The sequence below is a fragment of the Vibrio sp. 10N.286.49.E11 genome (assembly GCF_041469505.1).
In the GTDB taxonomy this organism is placed as follows: Bacteria; Pseudomonadota; Gammaproteobacteria; order Enterobacterales; family Vibrionaceae; genus Vibrio; species Vibrio crassostreae_C.
In genome coordinates, this window is sequence record NZ_JBFRKQ010000027.1 from 250,951 (window position 1) to 269,122 (window position 18,172).

Genomic DNA, 18,172 nt, shown 5'->3' on the forward strand with positions numbered 1-18,172 from the left:
CATTCATCCAGTGTGAGATGGGTCATATTTGATGGAACACTTCGGTGTTGAAATAACTTTCTGTAGGAAGAAAAGATCTGTAGAAACCGAAAAACTGTAGAAACAAAAAATGCCCCGCAAAAGCAGGGCATGAAGAGTGTGTTGTGAGTTGTTAGAAAGCTAACTGTAAGCGCGCGCTACTCGGCCAACGCAGTCCAGTTTGTAGCTCTCTGCGTAAGCAGGAATAAACACCGACTGGCCTTTCTCTATCACGCAGGTTTCGCCACATTGGTGAGTGAGCACCATAGATTCGTCGAGCGGCAATAGGATCTCGGCACCTTCGGTAGTGATCCGTCGCTGATGTGAGTTTTGCACGATAGAGAACTTAAAATCCTCGACTGGAATTTGGTATTCCATCACATCACCTTGCTCTATCGGGCTGAGCAGTAACCTATCCGCAGGCTTTTCCTTAAATCGAGTACAAGAAACCAGTTCATTCACGTCCATGTATTTAGGCGTTAACCCAGCGCGCAATACATTGTCTGAGTTCGCCATGATCTCTAAGCCCGTGCCTTTGATGTAAGCGTGGGGCGTCTCGGCATCCAGATACATGGCTTGCCCCGGCTTTAGCGTGATAACGTTCAATAGCAGCGGAGCAAACAGGCCGACATCCCCCGGATACTGTTGTTCCAACTCTGAAATCAACTGGAACACAGGGGCATCTGAAAGTTTCGCCTTCATCAACAACATGGTCAGCGCCATGCCTTTTTGTTCACCTTGCAAAGACAATAAACTCGCGAAGAAGCTCGCTAATCCATTAGGCGTTTGATCGCCCGCGAGGTCGTTAACCATCGAGTGCAGCTCAGGAATATCGAGGTAATGGAAGTGCTCAAGGATCTCGCTGATCGACCTAAAGCCATTCATCGCCGTGTAGTCCGTTAGGGCATACACCAGTTCTGGCTTATGATTAGGATCCTTGTAGTTACGATTGCCAGCTGTCATTGGAATGCCTTGCTGCTCTTCAAGAGCATAGCCAGATTCCGCTTGCTGTTTGTTTGGATGTACTTGAACAGACAGCGCTTTCTCAGCCGCTAATACCTTGAAAAGATAAGGTAACTCGCCAAAGCGACTCGCCACTTTCTCGCTTAGAAACAAGTTTAGGTTCTTAGAAATCAAGCTCGACAATGTGGTCTGTTGCCCGTTATCAGTCACCATTGAGCAACCATTGGGGTGTGCGCCCATCCAAATCTCCGCTTGTGGCTCACCAGATTGGTTATCAATACCAAACAGTTGGCTAAACGAAGACGGGCTACCCCATGCGTAGTTTTGAATCACGTTGGTCATAGGGTAGAAAAAGCGTTGTACGAACGAGTCGTTCGCTAAAGAAAAATCAGACATCGAAATCACCATGAAGGGAAACATGGCTTGAGCTCTACTCGGCTTAATGAAATGCGAGACTAGAGTGGGCTCAAGCCATTGGAGTTGAAATGGCTTAAGCCGCTGCTGTTGCTAGCTTGGCTTTGCGTAGATTTTTAAGTGCGATACAAGTAACCGCAGTTACGCCTGCACCAGACGCCATGCACAACAGTGCTAGCAGTGGGTAGTTCATTGCGCCAAGTAGAGCGACCACTGGACCACCGTGAGCAACACTGTTGGTGATACCAAACGAGAACGCCATTACCGCAGCAGTCATTGAGCCAAGCACGTTGGCTGGGATAACTGACATTGGATCTTGAGCCGCGAATGGAATCGCACCTTCAGAGATACCCACCAAGCCCATCGCGCCTGCTGCTTTACCTGCTTCAATCTCAGAAGATTCGAATAGGTCGAACTTACGGCCAAGTCTGGTTGCGATAGCCATACCAAGGGGAGCGACAGGGATTGCACACGCCATTGCACCCATGAACTGAGTTTGACCGCTGGCAATCATGCCGACTGAGAATAGGAACGCCACCTTGTTGAACGGGCCGCCCATATCAAAGCCGGCCATGCCACCAAGGACAATACCAAGCAGAACCACGTTGCCTGTACTCATGCTGGTTAGCAGTGCAGTAAGAGCATCCATCAGCCCAGCGATAGGTGCGCCAATAACAAAAATGAACAAACCTGCGATGAACAAAGAGCCAGTGATCGGAGCGATCATGATAGGCACAAGCGGTTGAACGAATTTGTGGTAGTTAAACGAAGTAATCCATTTAACGAAGTAACCCACTAATAAACCCGCGATGATTGCGCCAATGAAGCCAGTACCTGCGTCAGCGCCATAGAAAGAACCGTTGTTGGCAATCCAGCCGCCAATTAAGCCAGGGGTTAGGGCAGGGCGGTCAGCAATCGCGTAAGCAATGTAGCCAGCCAAGATTGGGATCATCAGGGTGAAGGCCACCACACCCACCTCTAGGATTTGGTTCCACATGCTGCCAGCAGGAATTGCCATGCCAGATTCACTCGGCTCACCGCCAATGGCTAGTGCTAGGGCAATCAAAAGACCGCCCGTCACCACGAATGGGATCATGTGAGATACGCCATTCATCAAGTAACGGTAAAGGTCTGAACGTGCTTGCGAGGCTTTCTCTGCAACAGATTGGTTGGTCGGTGCTTGTTCTGCTTGGTAGCTTGGCGCGTTGAGTGCTTGCTTAATCAAGCCTTGCGCGTCTTTGATTGGCGCTTTTACGTTGGTTTTGATAACGCATTTTCCGGCAAAGCGAGCCATGTCGACCTGTTTGTCACAAGCCACCACAATCGCATCTGCGCGTTCGATCTCTTCTCGAGTTGGGCTGTTCTTAACGCCAATAGAACCGTTGGTTTCGACCTTGATGTCGTAGCCAAGAGCCGCCGCGCCTTTTTCTAGTGCTTCGGCTGCTAAATATGTGTGTGCGACGCCAGCTGGGCAGCCTGTCACACCAATGATGAAGCCTTGCTTCTCAACATTGGTTTCTGTCTCAGCAGGTTCAGGTTTGGTAAGCAGTAGCTCTAATGCCGCTTGTTCAGATTGAGCATTCATGAAGTTTTCAATGAAACCTTCTTCAATCAATTTTGAAGAAAGCTCTGCCAGTACTTCGATGTGGTGATTATCGCCGCCATCAGGAGAGGCAATCATGAAGAACAGTTTTGATGGCTGGCCGTCATCGGCGCCGTACTCGATACCCTGTTGATGGACACCGATAACAACCGCGGGTTTGATGACCGCAGCGCTTTTCGCGTGTGGCAGAGCAATACCTTCTTCAAATCCGGTATTACCTTGTTCTTCACGAGCTTTAATGTCGGTAAGGAACTGTGCTTTGTCTGAAATTCGACCTTGTGCGTACAGCACCTCGATCAGCTCTTTAAATACGTCTTCTTTTGAATTAGCGCTAAGCGAAAGCTTAATCAAATTTTGGTTGATCAATGTCGTGATCATAATGAACCCCTACTCTGTTTTTATTTTGTTAGGGGTATTCTGGAATCTACGGCTTGCCTTCTGTAGTGAAGAAAAAATGCATTTACTGGATGATTGTTGCCTTATAAATGGAGTGTGATTTTGATCGGTTAGGAGTGCCTGTTTGGGGGAGTGTTGACAGCTTTTATGAGGTTATAACGCTTTTATTGATAAGGGCTTAGATTGATTTTTCTATCATGATAACAGTGTTCTAAATCTGGCCTTAGACTGGAGATTTATTTCCACTACTGGATTTTTGTAACCTAGATCTCAAATTGTGATTTTGCTCAATAGCGCTATGTTTCACTAAGGAGTATATCTATTCCCGTAGCCTTATTGCTGCTTATAAGAGTTCGAAACAATGATATTTCATGACCTAATCTCGTCGGTATTAAACGAGCGAGAACCGTTTCATAACATCTGGTTTGCGGGAGATTTTCACACGCCTTCAGCATTCAGTTATCAGGTGAACTTTCCGCGTTTAGAGCTGGTGCTCGACGGTGAGTATATTAATGAAATGGAGAGTCATGATCGCAAGATCACCAATGTTGTTGCGAAAGCAGGGGATGCGATTTTCATCCCGCCTAACTGTTGGAACAAGCCGAACTGGGATACTGATTGTTCGGTACTGAGTATGTTGTTTGGGCGTCGTCAGCTTGGTTTAAGCTTGGTGAGCAAGCGCAAAGGGGAAGAGAGCTTCTACGATATCCAAAAGCATAGTATTCAGACTCGCTCTGGCTTTGCGATTGATAATATTTTGGAGGCGCTCAGCTCGTTAGCGCGCGAGAGCAACAAGCAGCCGATGGATGAATTATTGCTGCAAGCGTTGCTTCAATACAGCAAGACGATGCTGGATGCGCCTGTCGAGAAGTCTCACAGCCGCGTACAGGATGTGTATCAAGGGATCTGTATCTATATCCAAGAGAATTTCCACCGCCAGATCACGCGAGACAGCATCGCTTTGCGCTTTAGTATTTCATCCAACCATTTGTCGCGAATGTTTCGTCAACAAGGCCACATGACGCTGGCTGAATACATTACACGTGTGCGAATCGACCGCGCCAAGTTCATGCTCAAGAAATACAATTTCAAGCTCAATGAAGTGTCGGTACGTTGTGGCTTTAAGGATGTGAATTACTTCTGCCGAGTATTCAAAAACCGCACCGGAAGAACCCCGACTGAATATCGTGGTTCAATCTAATATCCCTTCAAATTGCCATTTTTGACCAGAGCTTATACGACCGAAATTTGTATGACTAGATCACCACAGTGAGCTCTGTGTTGTGGTGATCAATTTGCTTTGTGTTTTCCTCTGCTGTTTATTTCTATACCTTATTTCCAAACCTATCTTTAGGCACGTTCTCTATTTATCCCGTTTCACTAAATAAACCCAATTAATAACATTAAGGCTTCGCTTTGCGAGTTGCTTATTGTTTTTCGTTGCCTATTTATTGAATTAAACGTGTGAGAGTTGATGTATTAACGCGATGCATTTAATGGATGATAAGTAAATTAAAAACCACTTATCGAGACGATAAAATCTTGTTATTATTGTCCGGCTTACTGATTTAAATGTTTTTAAGTTATTGATTTTAAATGCTTACTTCGCTTCGGCTTATTCTTTGTTTACTAACGTGTAATTCATGTCTCGAAATCAAATATTCAGGTTTATACGCCCCATCACAACCTTGACTTATAATACTACAAATTAAAAATTCTATAGATAATATGATCTTCAGATATTCATCATAAAGAAGACTTATACATGGAACTCAATACTCTGATCGTAGGAATTTATTTCCTTTTCCTTATAGCAATAGGTTGGATGTTTAGAACGTTCACCAGTACAACCAGTGATTATTTCCGCGGGGGCGGTAACATGCTTTGGTGGATGGTTGGCGCGACTGCGTTTATGACACAGTTCAGTGCTTGGACCTTCACTGGCGCAGCGGGTAAAGCGTATGCCGATGGTATGGCTGTCGCGGTTATCTTCTTAGCGAACGCATTTGGTTACCTGATGAACTACCTGTACTTCGCTCCGAAATTCCGTCAACTGCGTGTGGTAACGCCAATTGACGCGATTCGTATGCGTTTTGGTAGCTTCAACGAACAAGTATTTACTTGGTCTGGCATGCCGAACAGTATTGTTTCTGCAGGTATCTGGCTGAACGGTTTGGCGATCATCGCATCGGGCATCTTTGGCTTCGACATGACGACAACCATCGTTCTGACTGGTCTTGTTGTACTTGTTATGTCGGTGACAGGCGGCTCTTGGGCGGTTATCGCGTCTGACTTCATGCAGATGGTTATTATCATGGCGGTAACCGTAACGTGTGCTGCAGTGGCTATCGTACAAGGTGGTGGCGTTACTGAAATCATCAACGATTTCCCTGTAGCAGAAGGCGCATCATTCGTTTCTGGTAACAATCTGAACTACGTAAGCATCTTCGGAATTTGGGCATTCTTCATCTTCTTCAAACAGTTCAGTATCACCAACAACATGTTGAACTCTTACCGTTACCTAGCGGCAAAAGACTCAAAGAACGCGAAGAAAGCGGCACTGTTGGCATGTATTCTGATGACGATCGGTCCAATCATTTGGTTCATGCCACCTTGGTTCGTTGCAGGACAAGGCGTTGACCTTGCAGCACATTACCCAGACGCAGGCTCTAAAGCAGGCGACTTCGCTTACCTTTACTTCGTAGAGCAATACATGCCAGCGGGTATGGTGGGGCTTCTAATCGCAGCGATGTTTGCGGCAACTATGTCTTCTATGGACTCAGGCTTAAACCGTAACTCTGGTATCTTTGTAATCAACTTCTATCAACCGATTCTTCGTCCAAACGCGACAGAGAAAGAGCTGATGATTGTGTCTAAGTTGATGTCTACCTTCTTCGGTCTAGCTATCATCCTTATCGCGCTGTTTATCAATTCGCTAAAAGGCTTGAGCTTGTTCGACACCATGATGTACGTGGGTGCACTTATTGGCTTCCCAATGACCATTCCAGCATTCTGTGGCTTCTTCCTTAAGAAGACTCCGGACTGGGCAGGTTGGGGTACGCTAGTGGTCGGTGCGATTGTGTCTTACATCGTTGGTTTCGTGATTACCGCTGAAATGCTACAAAACTTGTTCAACCTAGAGCCTCTAACAGGCCGCGAATGGTCTGACTTGAAAGTTGCAGTAGGTCTGATTGCGCACCTAGTGTTTACTGGCGGCTTCTTTGTTCTTTCGACATTGTTCTACAAACCACTAGAAGCGTCTCGTCAGAAAGATGTTGATACCTTCTTCAACAACCTTGCGACACCATTGGTTTCTGAATCAACAGCACAGAAGAAACTGGACAACAAACAACGTCACATGCTGGGCTCACTGATCGCAGTGTCTGGTGTGGCAGTGATGGCGATGTTTGCTCTACCGAACCCATTCTGGGGAAGAATGATGTTCGTACTGTGTGGCGGTATCGTATTCGTAGTTGGTTTGCTGTTGGTGAAAGCTGTAGACGACTCGGTTGAGGATGCGAAACAAGCGAAAAAAACAGCTTAAGTTAGCTAACCAGTTAAACAAGTAATTAAACATAAAACGGCTGAGCTCTAATGCTCAGCCGTTTTTTATTGTATGAGAAAATGAGCTTATAACGATTGGATAGGTGTCACAACAGGGGATTAATGGATGCTTTGAGTTTGACCAGAAGAGATGAATTAGATAAGGCGTGACGAGATGTACATCAACAAGGCTTGTAGGTCGACACTGCTTCGAGTCTTTTGCAGACGTTCATTGACCTGATCGTGAAGCAGGTTTCGAGTTAGGTTGGTCGCCGCGACAATGTGCTCACGCTGTGGCTTGGTTGGCAGAACAAGAGCAATGGCCACATGCACTTCGCCGATACGTGATGCCCAGTCAATTGGGTCGTCACTAACGATAACCGCAATCGAGAGATCTTGGGTCGATTCAAACATTACATGCGGTAGTGCGATACCCGGTGACACGCAGGTTGAAGAGCGTTCTTCTCGCTTAATAAATGCCAGAATCAGTTCATCTGGATCCTCTGGGTAAACAAGGTGAGCGAGCCCTTTTAAGCACTCAAATTTGGTCAGTTGGGTTTGCGCCTTAGCGTGGTGCCATTTGATGTCACAAGGCGGGCATATCTGTGGCATTCGCTGGATTAAATCGCTAGAGAATTCATGGTTCACTTGCGAACCAACCATGTCGTAATGCTCAGCAATTACATCTTTGAGAACGAAACAGGCAAGCTCCGCATCAATACCGACCGCGGTTATCTGGCACAAATCACCACGAAGTAAACCTACTTGCAGCATCGCGACGGATTTGGAGAGATCAGCGGTTCGATTTTGAGTGATGTTGATAATGCGGATGTTGCTTTTGAATTTCTTCGCTAAGCGAGTCAGCGGCTGCGTGACATGTGAGTTCGCGGCAGGATCGTTAACGAAGAAGGTGATCTGGTATTCGTTCATGAAAAGTTTAAGTTCGACAATGCTTAATAAAGACTTTATCGATACTCAACAATACCTCTTCCATGGGAATGAGTAAGGTTTTAGCTGGGTCAAATCGGTTTGGTTGTTCGATGTCGATATCAGAGACGATCAACACTTTGTCTGCGAGGGTAATATCTTGGGCGGTCAGTAAGTTTTCAATACCCATAGCGCCTTGCGTCTCAACCTTGATTGAAACGTTGAACTTAGGGGCTGTTTTATTTAGAGCATCAGCTGCCATATAGGTGTGCGCAATGCCTGTAGGGCACGCAGTTACCGCTACAATTCTCATTATTATTCTCGGCTTAATCTCGTCCCTGTTACGTTACATAAGCTACCTTTCACAAGCTACCTTGCAAAAGCTATCTTGTATGGGAACTTCAGTATAGAAAGCTCGCATAGAGGAGGGACGATATGTTTATGGGTTCTGGGGATTTTATGGATTGCCGTTTTTTATTCCAAGGTGAAAGTCACACTCTGAGCTCTTGGTTACAATAATCCAGTTAATGCACCTTTCGTCCTATATATTGAGTGCCTTCACACCGTTAATCTTTTCATCTTATTAACCTTATTCCTAGGTTAACAGACACTAATTACTTCAGTCTGAATGCAGGCGAGGCAGAGCAACATATGGATATCACCAATATTATCGAGCCCGAGATTATCTGCTTGGAACTACAAGCAGACTCAAAACAGGCGGTATTTGAAGAGCTTGTTGAACTGCTCGACCGTGCCGGTAAGCTCTCCAATAAACGTGAATTCCTTGATGATATCTGGAAACGTGAAGCCATCGGTAATACAGGCTTTGACGATGGCATTGCGATTCCACACGCGAAAAGCACTGCCGTAGCTAAACCTGCTGTCGCAGTAGGCATTAGCCGAACGGGCATTGATTATGGTGCTGATGGCGGTGAACTCTCCGATGTGTTCTTTATGCTCGCTTCACCAGACAACAACGACGACCATCATATCGAGGTACTGGCTCAGATCTCGACCAAACTGATCGAAGATGGCTTTGTTACAAAATTAAAGGCAGTCGAGTCGGTCGAAGAGGCTCAAGAGCTGTTTCTCGAAGCCAATTCAGATTCCTTCGACAGCTACGCTTCTAGCCATCATGAAGTGTATGTCGAGCCGCTCAGTCCTTGGGCACAATCTCTCAATAGACTCAAAGAACACCTGTTATATGGCACTTCGCACATGATCCCATTCGTGGTTGCGGGCGGTGTGTTGTTGTCTTTGTCGGTGATGATGTCGGGTCATGGTGCAGTACCTGAAAGCGGTGTGTTAGCAGATATCGCACAGATGGGCATCGCGGGGTTAACCCTGTTTACAGCGGTGCTCGGTGGTTACATCGCGTATTCAATGGCCGACAAACCGGGTTTAGCGCCCGGTATGATTGGTTCTTGGGTTGCGGTGAATCAATACAATACCGGCTTTCTCGGTGCAATTGTGGTCGGTTTCTTCGCTGGTTTTGTGGTGAATCTACTTAAGAAGATCAAACTGCCAGACAGCATGATCTCGCTGAGCTCTATCTTCATCTATCCATTAGTCGGCACCTTCGTGACCTGTGGTGCGGTGATGTGGGTGATTGGCTCTCCGATAGCTCAAGTAATGCTTGAGATGAACCAAATGCTCACGGGCATGGCAGGCTCCGGAAAAATGGTATTGGGCAGTATTTTAGGTGCAATGACGGCCTTTGATATGGGCGGCCCGATCAATAAAGTAGCAACGCTGTTTGCCCAAACTCAGGTGAATACTCAACCATGGTTGATGGGCGGTGTCGGGATAGCGATTTGTACGCCACCGCTAGGTATGGCATTGGCGACTTTCTTATCGCCAAAGAAATTCAAAAGAGACGAACGTGAAGCAGGTAAAGCGGCGGGCATCATGGGCATGATTGGCATCAGTGAAGGCGCGATTCCTTTTGCTGCCGCCGACCCTGCGCGAGTGCTGCCTGCTGTGGTTGCTGGTGGCATTGTCGGTAACGTGGTTGGCTTTATGTTCCATGTAGTGAACCATGCACCATGGGGTGGATGGATAGTGTTGCCAGTGGTTGATGGCAAGATTGGCTATATCGTTGGCACACTAGCGGGGGCTCTAACTACAGCCCTGATCGTGATTCTTCTGAAGAAGAACGTGGTCGAAGGTGAAGTGAATTCTAATCAGTTGACCTGTGGTTCGGTAACGGAAGAAGGGCAAGCAGATGTATTGGCGATCACTTCTTGTCCATCTGGTGTTGCCCACACTTTCTTAGCGGCGAAGTCTTTAGAAAAGGCGGCGCATCATCTTGGGGTTCGGATTAAAGTCGAAACCCAAGGTGCCAACGGAATAGGTAATCGCATTACCCAGAAAGACATTGAAATGGCGAGGTTGGTGATCTTTGCTCACGATGTGGCGATTAAAGAAGTTGAACGCTTTGCGAACGTGAAAACCTTGGATGTCAGTACTAAGGAAGCAATGCTTAATGCTCAGGCGTTGATCATGAGAAAGGTGTAACTCTTTAAACCGCAAAGTTTATCATCTATAAAGTTAACTAGATCAAAACTAAAAAGACTCCGCTCAGACCTGTTAAGGCGAAAGTGGAGTCTTTTTGTATTGTGCCCAATCAGTCAGGTCAAACGCTAAAAAGGGTGGTACTTAAATACGTCTTCAACCATTGAGTTGAGTAAATCGATATCGTCACAGGTTTTGGCGTAGGTACGCAGGCCTGCTATTTGAACCTGAACATGACGAGCAAGCTGAGTCGGTTCACGCTCTTTGCTTATCTCACCCAATTCTTGTGATTCTGCGATCAGCTTAGCGAACTCACCTTCCATGATTTTGAGTGATTTCTTTGCTTCTTCTAATAATTCGGCGTGTTCATCAGTCAGTTCTGCTACCGTTTTTGCCAGCATACACATGCCATTTGGCGAACTTTGTTTTGATTCGACCACAGCACGTTTGACGAAGCTTTCGAGCGCTTTGATTGGAGAGTCTGTTTCACTGCGGAAGCGGTTCAGATTCAGGATGCCAAGTTCGGTATAGCGAGCAAGCGTCTCTTTAAACAAACCTTCTTTGCTGCCGAACGTCGCGTAGATGCTGCCCGGACGCATATCAATCACGTCTTGCAGGTTGCGCATAGAAGTCGCATGAAAGCCCTTTTCCCAATACAGGTTCGTTGCTTTATCTACTACGTCTTGTCTATCGAACTTAGCGGTCTTAGCCATAACATCTACTTCATTAATCTGAACATATGTTCAATATTTTATGCTGAACGCCCGTTCTAGTAAAGGTGTGTTTAGCTGCTTTGCGCAGGCTTAGAACATCAAAGAGTTAATCAAACATCCAGATCATCAGGAAATAATCTTAATCATCAATAACTTCTACGGTCTTGTGCTGAGCGCCGTAGTAGGTGCCTTCATCGATGGTGTACATCAATGTTGCTTCGCACTCTGGACAATCGAATTCCTCATTGGGTTCAATAGCCGCTTCTTCTACCCATTCCCAACCGATATGTTCTTCGCAAGCGGGACAATCCATACAATATCTCTCAGTTGTTGTCGCATATTTATTGCGAATCTCTACTTTGATAATTCGGCATTATACATATTTAGTTAACGAGGAATAGACAGTTAATCAGCGCAGAATAGGGAGTTGATTAGTTGTGAATCAATCGCTGGTGAGCGTTGAATCTATAGTTAGTTCTGAATATATCGTTTTCTCTGAGCACATAATTGGTGCAGGCCTACCCCTTTTGGGTAGTTAAAATGTGTCATATTTCAGTCGCTTACGTCAATAAAATGTTGTCGCATGTGTTTTGGGTATCGTTAGGTCGCTTAGCTAACAGTTTTATCGGTAAATCAATGAATTTTGTAAGGTTAAATGTTACCTTCATCGCATCGCGATCTGTGTAGCACGGTAATTGACGCACATTGATCAAGTTGAATAATTATACAGTCACAATTGAGGCGCATCTTATTAAGGGTGTGCGAGTTAGATGACTGAAAAGATTTGTTAGCTGCTAGGGAAATGATAATGAAATTAACCGATATGTCTTTTAAGCAAAAAATCATCGCTTTGCTTATTTTACCGATCTTGGGATTTCTATGGCTTAGCGTTTCTGCGATTTCAAAAGGCGTAGAAACCACCAGTGAATTGTCTTCATTAAACCAACTTACCCGTTTGTCGGTTGTGTACAGTGAACTTGTGCATGAGTTACAAAAAGAGCGTGGAATGACGGCTGGGTTTATCGGCTCACAGGGCACTAAGTTTGTCAGTGAACTACGTGCACAAAGAGCCAGTGCAGATAATAGACGTAATCTGAAAACCGAATACTGGCAATCTGCTGAAATCGATTTACCGCAGATCACTCGGCTGAACACTGAAATAAGCCAAAGCCTAAATCAAATTACTTCTATTCGTAATCGGGTCGATTCTCAATCGATTCCGCTGTCTGAGGCTTTGGGTTATTACACCCAACTTAATGCAAAGCTGCTGAGCGTATCGGCGTTAATTGCTGAGCTTAGCTCTGATGCTGCCATCACCACTGAAACCATCGCTTACTACAACTTTTTACAAGGTAAAGAGCGAGCGGGTATCGAGCGTGCTGTCCTAAATAATACCTTCTCTAAAAATGAATTTGGCCCAGGCATGTTGGTTAAATTCATCTCTTTGGTGACTGAGCAAAATACCTATTTCTCAAACTTTGAGGTATTGAGTAACCCAGCTAACGCTCGTTTCTTTGAACAGCAATTGAATGATCGTTCGGTGGCAGAAGTAGAAAAGCTTCGTGGTTTGGCTGAATCTAAGATGAGCGGTTTTGATGTTGATCCTGTGTACTGGTTCTCGCAATCTACCGCTCGTATTGTTCAGCTAAAGAAAACAGAAAACCGCCTAGCAGAGTCGCTTATCGCACTGACAGAGAAAAAAATGTCAGAGGCGCAGTCTGCGATGATGATGAGTATTGGTCTGTTTGCTTTGATAACCTTGTTCGCGACCTTCGTGAGCTATAAGGCGATCAGCGACCTGACGATGAGAGTAAAAGATCTTACAGTGATGTTGTCTAAGGTTCGTAATGACAACGACTTAACAGTTCGCGCTAAGTTCGTTGGCAACAGCGAGCTTGGACAGATCTCTTCGGCACTCAACGAAACGCTAGAGAAGTTTTCAAACGTTATCGACAACCTGTCTCAGTCGAGTCTGACCTTAGCTTCAGCCGCTGAAGAAACCTCACAAACCTGTCACTACAATTCGAACACGCTAGTGCAACAACAAGACCAAATTGGCTTGGTTGCGACGGCGACAGAAGAGTTATCAGCAACGGTAAATGAGGTGGCGGCTAAAACTCAGCAGACAGCAAGTTCCGCTAAACTGGTCGATGAGCAGTCTCAAGAAGGTTTGAGTACGGTTCAAAACTCTTACCACTCTATCGAAAAACTGGCATCTGAAATTAATGATCTAGCGGAAAAGATCACGCACTTAAACGAGAGCAGTAATAACATCAACAGTGTGATTGATGTGATTAAGTCCGTCGCTGAACAGACTAACTTGTTAGCATTGAACGCGGCAATTGAAGCGGCAAGAGCGGGTGAGCAAGGTCGTGGATTTGCGGTAGTGGCTGATGAAGTTCGCACGTTAGCACAGCGTACTCAGCAGTCGACAGCTGAAATTGAAGGTTTCATCAGCTCGTTACAGTCTGATGTGCAAACCGCGTTTAATGTAATTGATAACAGTCAGAAGATGTCGTCTAAAGCGGTTGAGGATTCAAAAGAGGTGGAACACACCTTACAAGGTATCTCAGCATCGGTGAGCGAGATCTTTAGCATGACTGAGCAGATCGCAACCGCTACCGAAGAGCAAGCGGTAGTGACTCAAGATATTGCTCAAAACGTCATGGCAGTAGAGCAGAAGTCGACAGAATCTACGACAGGTGCAACGCAAATAGCTGCAACAGCCAAAGAACAAGCTCAGTTAGCAGCTTCATTGAAAGATATTGCGAGTACGTTTAAGAGCTAACTAGCAAGCACTCCAATAAGAAGTAAAATGCCCGTTAGTCTCTACTTTTAATAGCAGGACTAACGGGCTATTTGTATCTGCTGTCTTCTAAATGGCAACAGATAGGCCATTCAATGGGGATCTACCCCATAAACCAAGACACGAAAATCAACGCACCAAAACCAAATGTCGCCATTAATGCCGTGTCGCCACCGGCTGCTGTGTAGCTGCCTTCGGTTTGTAGGTGAGGGAAGTCAGGTCTGCGAACCTTAACTACCATTGTGAGTGGGCCCCAGATAGCTAGGAACACCAGCACCATACCTGCATAGTCCAGCATGCTTACAAACTGGCTAGCGAACAGCTCAGCTAATACCAAAGGTAAGATGAAGGTTAGCGCATAAGCCAACGCTTTGTTGTTGGTCACCGCATCTTTGTTTTGGTCGTAAAGCGCCATCGACACGCCGAGGAAAGAAGTCACCAAGGCCAGAGCAGAGAACAGAGCGATCACCACTTTCAACCAAGCAGATTGGCCGCTGAACGCAGAGATCAACTCAGAGATATTGTGGAACTGGCTGATCGCGTCTGTGCCGAGGTTGCCGATAATCGCGAATAACCAAGTCAGGTAGCAAATTAATGGAATCACTGAGCCAAGCAGAATCATATTGCGGATCTGCTTTTGAGTCGCTTCACGGTTGTAGATCACCAGTGATGGGATCACCACCATAGAGGCAAAGCTGGTAAAGATAACCGCGCTGTATTGCACCACGTCGTTGGCCGTGTATTGGCTGGTTTGAGTTAGGTAATCAAGGCGAATGTTGCTAAATAATGACGCGATAACGATAAACAGCATCACGACCATCAAGATGAATAGCCCGCGATTCAGTTTGTCGATATAAGACTTGCCCGAGACGACGATAGCACCCATCAATAGGCTGAAAATGGTATACGCAACGGATGCTGATACATCGACACCAACGTCGAGCAGTAGCTTATGAATGATGTCACCGACACCCAAGATATAAGCGATCAACATGCATACTAGCAACAGGTAAAAGAGTGCATTGATAAAGTGTTTACCTTTGCTGCCCAGAGTGAGGTAAGCAACACTGCTCATGCCACTGTTGTCTTTAGTTTTAGTGCATGCTTCTGCCAGGAGGAGTGCAGAGTATGTGGTGCCGATAAAGATAAGTAGCATCAGCACTGAGCTGATCATGAAGCCAAATTGGGCCAACACCATGGGAATAGCGAGCATGCCAGCCCCTAATGCAGTTCCTGACAGAATCAAAGAACTGCCGAATAATTTCATATTCAAGAAAAACAACCTCAAGCGATCCAATTAAATTTTGTTTGGATTGTAAATAATTGTTTCCAAGACTAACAAAATACTCAGTAAAGTTAGGGGTTAATTTCTAATAAATTTTGAATTTTTCTAAAAAATTTAAGCAGGAATTTCTGGTGTATATGTGTGGTTGATTTAAGTATTCACTCGGTGAGTTTATTTATCGTTTAGTTAACGTTCGTCCATTATTGAATGATTTAGAAATTGGCAAAATTCAGTTAAAAAGAAGTATGTTTATGAGCTAATTGAAGACGATTCTAGTGAGTCGGATGCGGATAGTACGATTGTAGGCTCGATTATCTTTACGTCGCTTTCATTTGACGATGAAACCAAGGCATATTTGCTTTCGCCAGTCGCGGTGAGCACTCAGGTGCAAAAGCGTGGTATTGGTCAGCGCCTGATTAACTCCGGTTTGCAGCTCCTAAAAGAGCAGGGTATTGAGCTTGCAGTGACGTACGGTGATCCTAACTACTATTCAAAAGTGGGCTTTGAGCAAATTACCGTTGAGCAAGTCCCTGCGCCCTTTGAATTGAGTTTCTCTCACGGTTGGTTGGCTCAATCGTTGACTGGTGGTGAAATTAAAGTAACAAGTGGCAAGTCGAGCTGTGTTAAAGGCTTGGCCCACGCAGAATATTGGTAGCCGCTTGCAAAAAAATTGAGAAAAAGAGAAAGCCCATCAGGTGTTTGCCTGTTGGGCTTTCTTGTTATGAACGAAGACATTCTTCTGGCTTCAATGTATAAATTGAACAACTGTTCAAAATAACACTTGAACGATCGTTCTTGTTTGATCTATATTGTTTTTACACCAACGGAGAACATTCATTAATTGCTCCGTGATTGAATAACTTTAGAACCGAAAATTGATAGGGATAGAGCAATGAGCAACTTCAAAATTCACTCAGTAGAATCCGCGCCAGAGCAAAGCCAACCTATTCTTGAGGGCGCTAAAAAGCAGATGGGCAGAGTGCCGGGCTTGTTTGGTGTGTTGGCTGAATCTCCAAACACACTTAAGGCTTACACTCAGCTTCATCAGGCGTTTAGTGACTCATCTTTCGATGCTGAAGAGCTAACGGTTGTTTGGCAAACCATCAACGTTGAACACGAATGCCACTACTGCGTTCCTGCACACACTGGCATTGCACATTCAATGAAGGTTGATCCTGCAATCACCGAAGCACTGCGTAATCGCACAGATTTACCCACTGAAAAGCTGCAAGCCCTGCATGATTTTACGCTGAGCATGGTACGTAACCGCGGCAATGTGCCTGAAAGTGAAATGGCAGCATTTTTCGAAGCGGGCTACGGTCAGCAACAAGTGCTAGAAGTGATTCTTGGCCTGTCTCAGAAAGTGATCAGTAATTACGTAAACCACGTTGCTAAAACGCCAGTCGACAAAGTTTTTGAACAGTTCGCTTGGCAAGGGTAATCGTATTTAACTAACCATCGTATTTAAGCAACTCAAGATATGATAATGATGAAAGCCCCACTCAGTTGAATGGGGCTTTGTTGTTTTGGTCTAAATGGTAATTAGAAAGGTAACCTAACGCACGTGCTTAGCGATTATCTTCGCTAGTGTCACTACCCCTTCTTTCCACTCTTTGCTCTCTTCAATATTGGCGACAGTGAAGCGAAGGCAATGTTTATATTGGTCATTCGTCCCAAACACTGTGCCGGGTAAAATCCCCAACTTATGCTTTAAACAGTCTTGATAGACCGCGTAGCTATCGACTGACTCAGGCAGTGTTATCCAGTTTAAAAAAGAGCCTTCAGGTCTTGATAAGTGGTAGCGCTCGACAAGGTGAGGGTGACTATCCAATGCTTGAATTAAAAGGCTTTGGAATTGCTTTTGATTGGTTTGGTAAAGCCGTTTCATTTTCGAAAGGTGACTGCGGTATTTGCCTGTGGTGAGGAACTGCCCCACTGCCGATTGCATTAGGTTGGAACTCCCCATGTTGTCGCACAAGAGGTACTTTTCGATCAAAGGCTGGTAACGACCGGATAGTAGCCAGCCGACTCGCAAGCGTGAGTCTAAGGTTTTAGACAATGAGTTGACGTAGATAACTCTATCTTGATCATCAAGCTCTTTGAGGCTGGCAATTGGTGCGTCAAACGCTAAGCTGCCGAAAACATCATCTTCGATAATAGGCAAAGATCCGGTTATCTCCAACAAGGCTTTTCGATTAGCAAGAGGCATTCTAGAGCCTGTCGGATTGGTAAAGTTTGGCGTTAGCAGTAAGGTTTTCACTTCCCATTTGTCTAACGCGCTCTGTAGTGATGGAATATCAATACCGTGGCTAACACTGCTTGGAATCTCAAGGGCTTGCAAGCTAAGCGACTCAAGTAAAAGTAGATTACCGAAGTAACATGGTGACTCGACGGCCACTATGTCGCCGGGCTTGGTGAGCGCACGCAGAGCCAGGCTGATCGCCTGTTGAGCACCATGAGTAATCGCAATCTCTTTCGATCCCGCAGGCACACCAAGATCATGGGTGATCTTTAACAATTGCTTTACTAACTGCTCATCTCCAGGAGGCAGTTGGTAATAACCGGGAAGCTGAGTTTGCAAACGGCTATGCCGACCGATTTCGGCGTACAAGCTACGAATCGCAGGGTTATTGATGTTCGGGTGTGCTGAGCCTGCCAGCAACTTCAGGCGACCTTTTGGACGAGAGAGTACCGATTTGGTGACAGACAACAGATCGACTTTTTGAGGTTGGCTTGATGCATCCCAGCTGGTGGTGTTCGGTGCTTTTACGCGATAGCCAGATTTAGGTACTGAATATACCCAGCCTGTCGCTTCCAGTTCTTGGTAGGCGCGAATCACGGTGTTCTTGCTCACGCCAAGCTGTTCGCTTAGTTGACGGATTGAGGGAAGACGATCGTCTGGATGAAAGAGTCCTTTATCGATCTGAGCCTTAATATGTTGTTCGGTAGCAAGGTATTTATTGCCGCTGAGTTCTGCTTCCACGTGTTTC

At 45.6% G+C, this 18,172-nt stretch carries 13 protein-coding genes and 1 pseudogene; 6 read left to right on the forward strand and 8 right to left on the reverse strand.

Translation table 11 applies throughout. From position 1 onward, the window contains the following. Positions 1 to 159 precede the first annotated feature (159 nt). Positions 160 to 1,377, reverse strand: coding sequence for a mannose-6-phosphate isomerase, class I (gene manA, locus AB4167_RS05720; protein ID WP_016785547.1), 1,218 nt, complete (start codon positions 1,375 to 1,377; stop codon positions 160 to 162). Positions 1,378 to 1,471: 94 nt separating this feature from the next. Next, positions 1,472 to 3,376, reverse strand: a complete 1,905-nt coding sequence (locus AB4167_RS05725; protein WP_372103450.1) for a fructose-specific PTS transporter subunit EIIC — start codon at positions 3,374 to 3,376, stop codon at positions 1,472 to 1,474. A gap of 379 nt (positions 3,377 to 3,755) precedes the next feature. On the opposite strand from AB4167_RS05725, the gene AB4167_RS05730 reads away from it, so the two are divergent. Together AB4167_RS05730 and AB4167_RS05735 are read left to right on the forward strand one after the other, a co-directional pair. Further along, complete coding sequence (locus AB4167_RS05730; RefSeq protein WP_017061655.1) at positions 3,756 to 4,595, forward strand: helix-turn-helix transcriptional regulator; 840 nt, start codon at positions 3,756 to 3,758, stop codon at positions 4,593 to 4,595. Between the two features lie 564 nt (positions 4,596 to 5,159). Then, positions 5,160 to 6,938, forward strand: a complete 1,779-nt coding sequence (locus AB4167_RS05735) for a sodium:solute symporter family transporter (RefSeq protein WP_029236500.1) — start codon at positions 5,160 to 5,162, stop codon at positions 6,936 to 6,938. Between the two features lie 155 nt (positions 6,939 to 7,093). Here the strand turns inward: AB4167_RS05735 and AB4167_RS05740 are convergent, their stop codons facing one another. Next, entirely contained in the window at positions 7,094 to 7,867 is a 774-nt protein-coding gene (locus tag AB4167_RS05740; RefSeq protein WP_372136276.1) for a PTS sugar transporter subunit IIA, read from the reverse strand. 7 nt (positions 7,868 to 7,874) lie between these two features. Next, on the reverse strand, positions 7,875 to 8,177 hold the full coding sequence (locus AB4167_RS05745; protein ID WP_372136277.1) for a PTS fructose transporter subunit IIB: 303 nt from the start codon (positions 8,175 to 8,177) through the stop codon (positions 7,875 to 7,877). A gap of 338 nt (positions 8,178 to 8,515) precedes the next feature. Here AB4167_RS05745 and AB4167_RS05750 point away from each other — a divergent pair, with 338 nt between their 5' ends. Continuing rightward, positions 8,516 to 10,381: a fructose-specific PTS transporter subunit EIIC gene (locus AB4167_RS05750; RefSeq protein WP_017070484.1), complete on the forward strand. Its 1,866-nt coding sequence runs from the start codon at positions 8,516 to 8,518 to the stop codon at positions 10,379 to 10,381. Positions 10,382 to 10,506: 125 nt separating this feature from the next. On the opposite strand, the gene AB4167_RS05755 is transcribed toward AB4167_RS05750, so the two are convergent. Both AB4167_RS05755 and AB4167_RS05760 read right to left on the reverse strand, forming a co-directional pair. After that, the gene (locus tag AB4167_RS05755) at positions 10,507 to 11,091 is read right to left on the reverse strand and encodes a TetR/AcrR family transcriptional regulator (RefSeq protein WP_017064940.1); all 585 of its coding nucleotides are present in this window, start codon (positions 11,089 to 11,091) and stop codon (positions 10,507 to 10,509) included. A gap of 139 nt (positions 11,092 to 11,230) precedes the next feature. Beyond that, positions 11,231 to 11,404 (reverse strand): hypothetical protein, encoded by a 174-nt coding sequence (locus AB4167_RS05760; RefSeq protein WP_017061661.1) that lies wholly within the window; start codon positions 11,402 to 11,404, stop codon positions 11,231 to 11,233. Positions 11,405 to 11,899: 495 nt separating this feature from the next. Here AB4167_RS05760 and AB4167_RS05765 point away from each other — a divergent pair, with 495 nt between their 5' ends. After that, the gene (locus tag AB4167_RS05765; protein ID WP_136982577.1) at positions 11,900 to 13,879 is read left to right on the forward strand and encodes a methyl-accepting chemotaxis protein; all 1,980 of its coding nucleotides are present in this window, start codon (positions 11,900 to 11,902) and stop codon (positions 13,877 to 13,879) included. 121 nt (positions 13,880 to 14,000) lie between these two features. Here the strand turns inward: AB4167_RS05765 and AB4167_RS05770 are convergent, their stop codons facing one another. Beyond that, complete coding sequence (locus AB4167_RS05770; protein ID WP_136982582.1) at positions 14,001 to 15,164, reverse strand: amino acid permease; 1,164 nt, start codon at positions 15,162 to 15,164, stop codon at positions 14,001 to 14,003. Between the two features lie 274 nt (positions 15,165 to 15,438). On the opposite strand from AB4167_RS05770, the pseudogene AB4167_RS05775 reads away from it, so the two are divergent. Together AB4167_RS05775 and AB4167_RS05780 are read left to right on the forward strand one after the other, a co-directional pair. Then, a pseudogene (locus AB4167_RS05775) lies at positions 15,439 to 15,837 on the forward strand (GNAT family N-acetyltransferase); the annotation flags it as partial. Positions 15,838 to 16,074: 237 nt separating this feature from the next. After that, on the forward strand, positions 16,075 to 16,623 hold the full coding sequence (locus AB4167_RS05780) for a carboxymuconolactone decarboxylase family protein (protein ID WP_017069794.1): 549 nt from the start codon (positions 16,075 to 16,077) through the stop codon (positions 16,621 to 16,623). A 114-nt stretch (positions 16,624 to 16,737) separates the two neighbouring features. Here AB4167_RS05780 and AB4167_RS05785 read toward each other — a convergent pair whose 3' ends face one another. Further along, on the reverse strand, positions 16,738 to 18,165 hold the full coding sequence (locus tag AB4167_RS05785) for a PLP-dependent aminotransferase family protein (RefSeq protein WP_372136278.1): 1,428 nt from the start codon (positions 18,163 to 18,165) through the stop codon (positions 16,738 to 16,740). Positions 18,166 to 18,172: the final 7 nt, after the last annotated feature.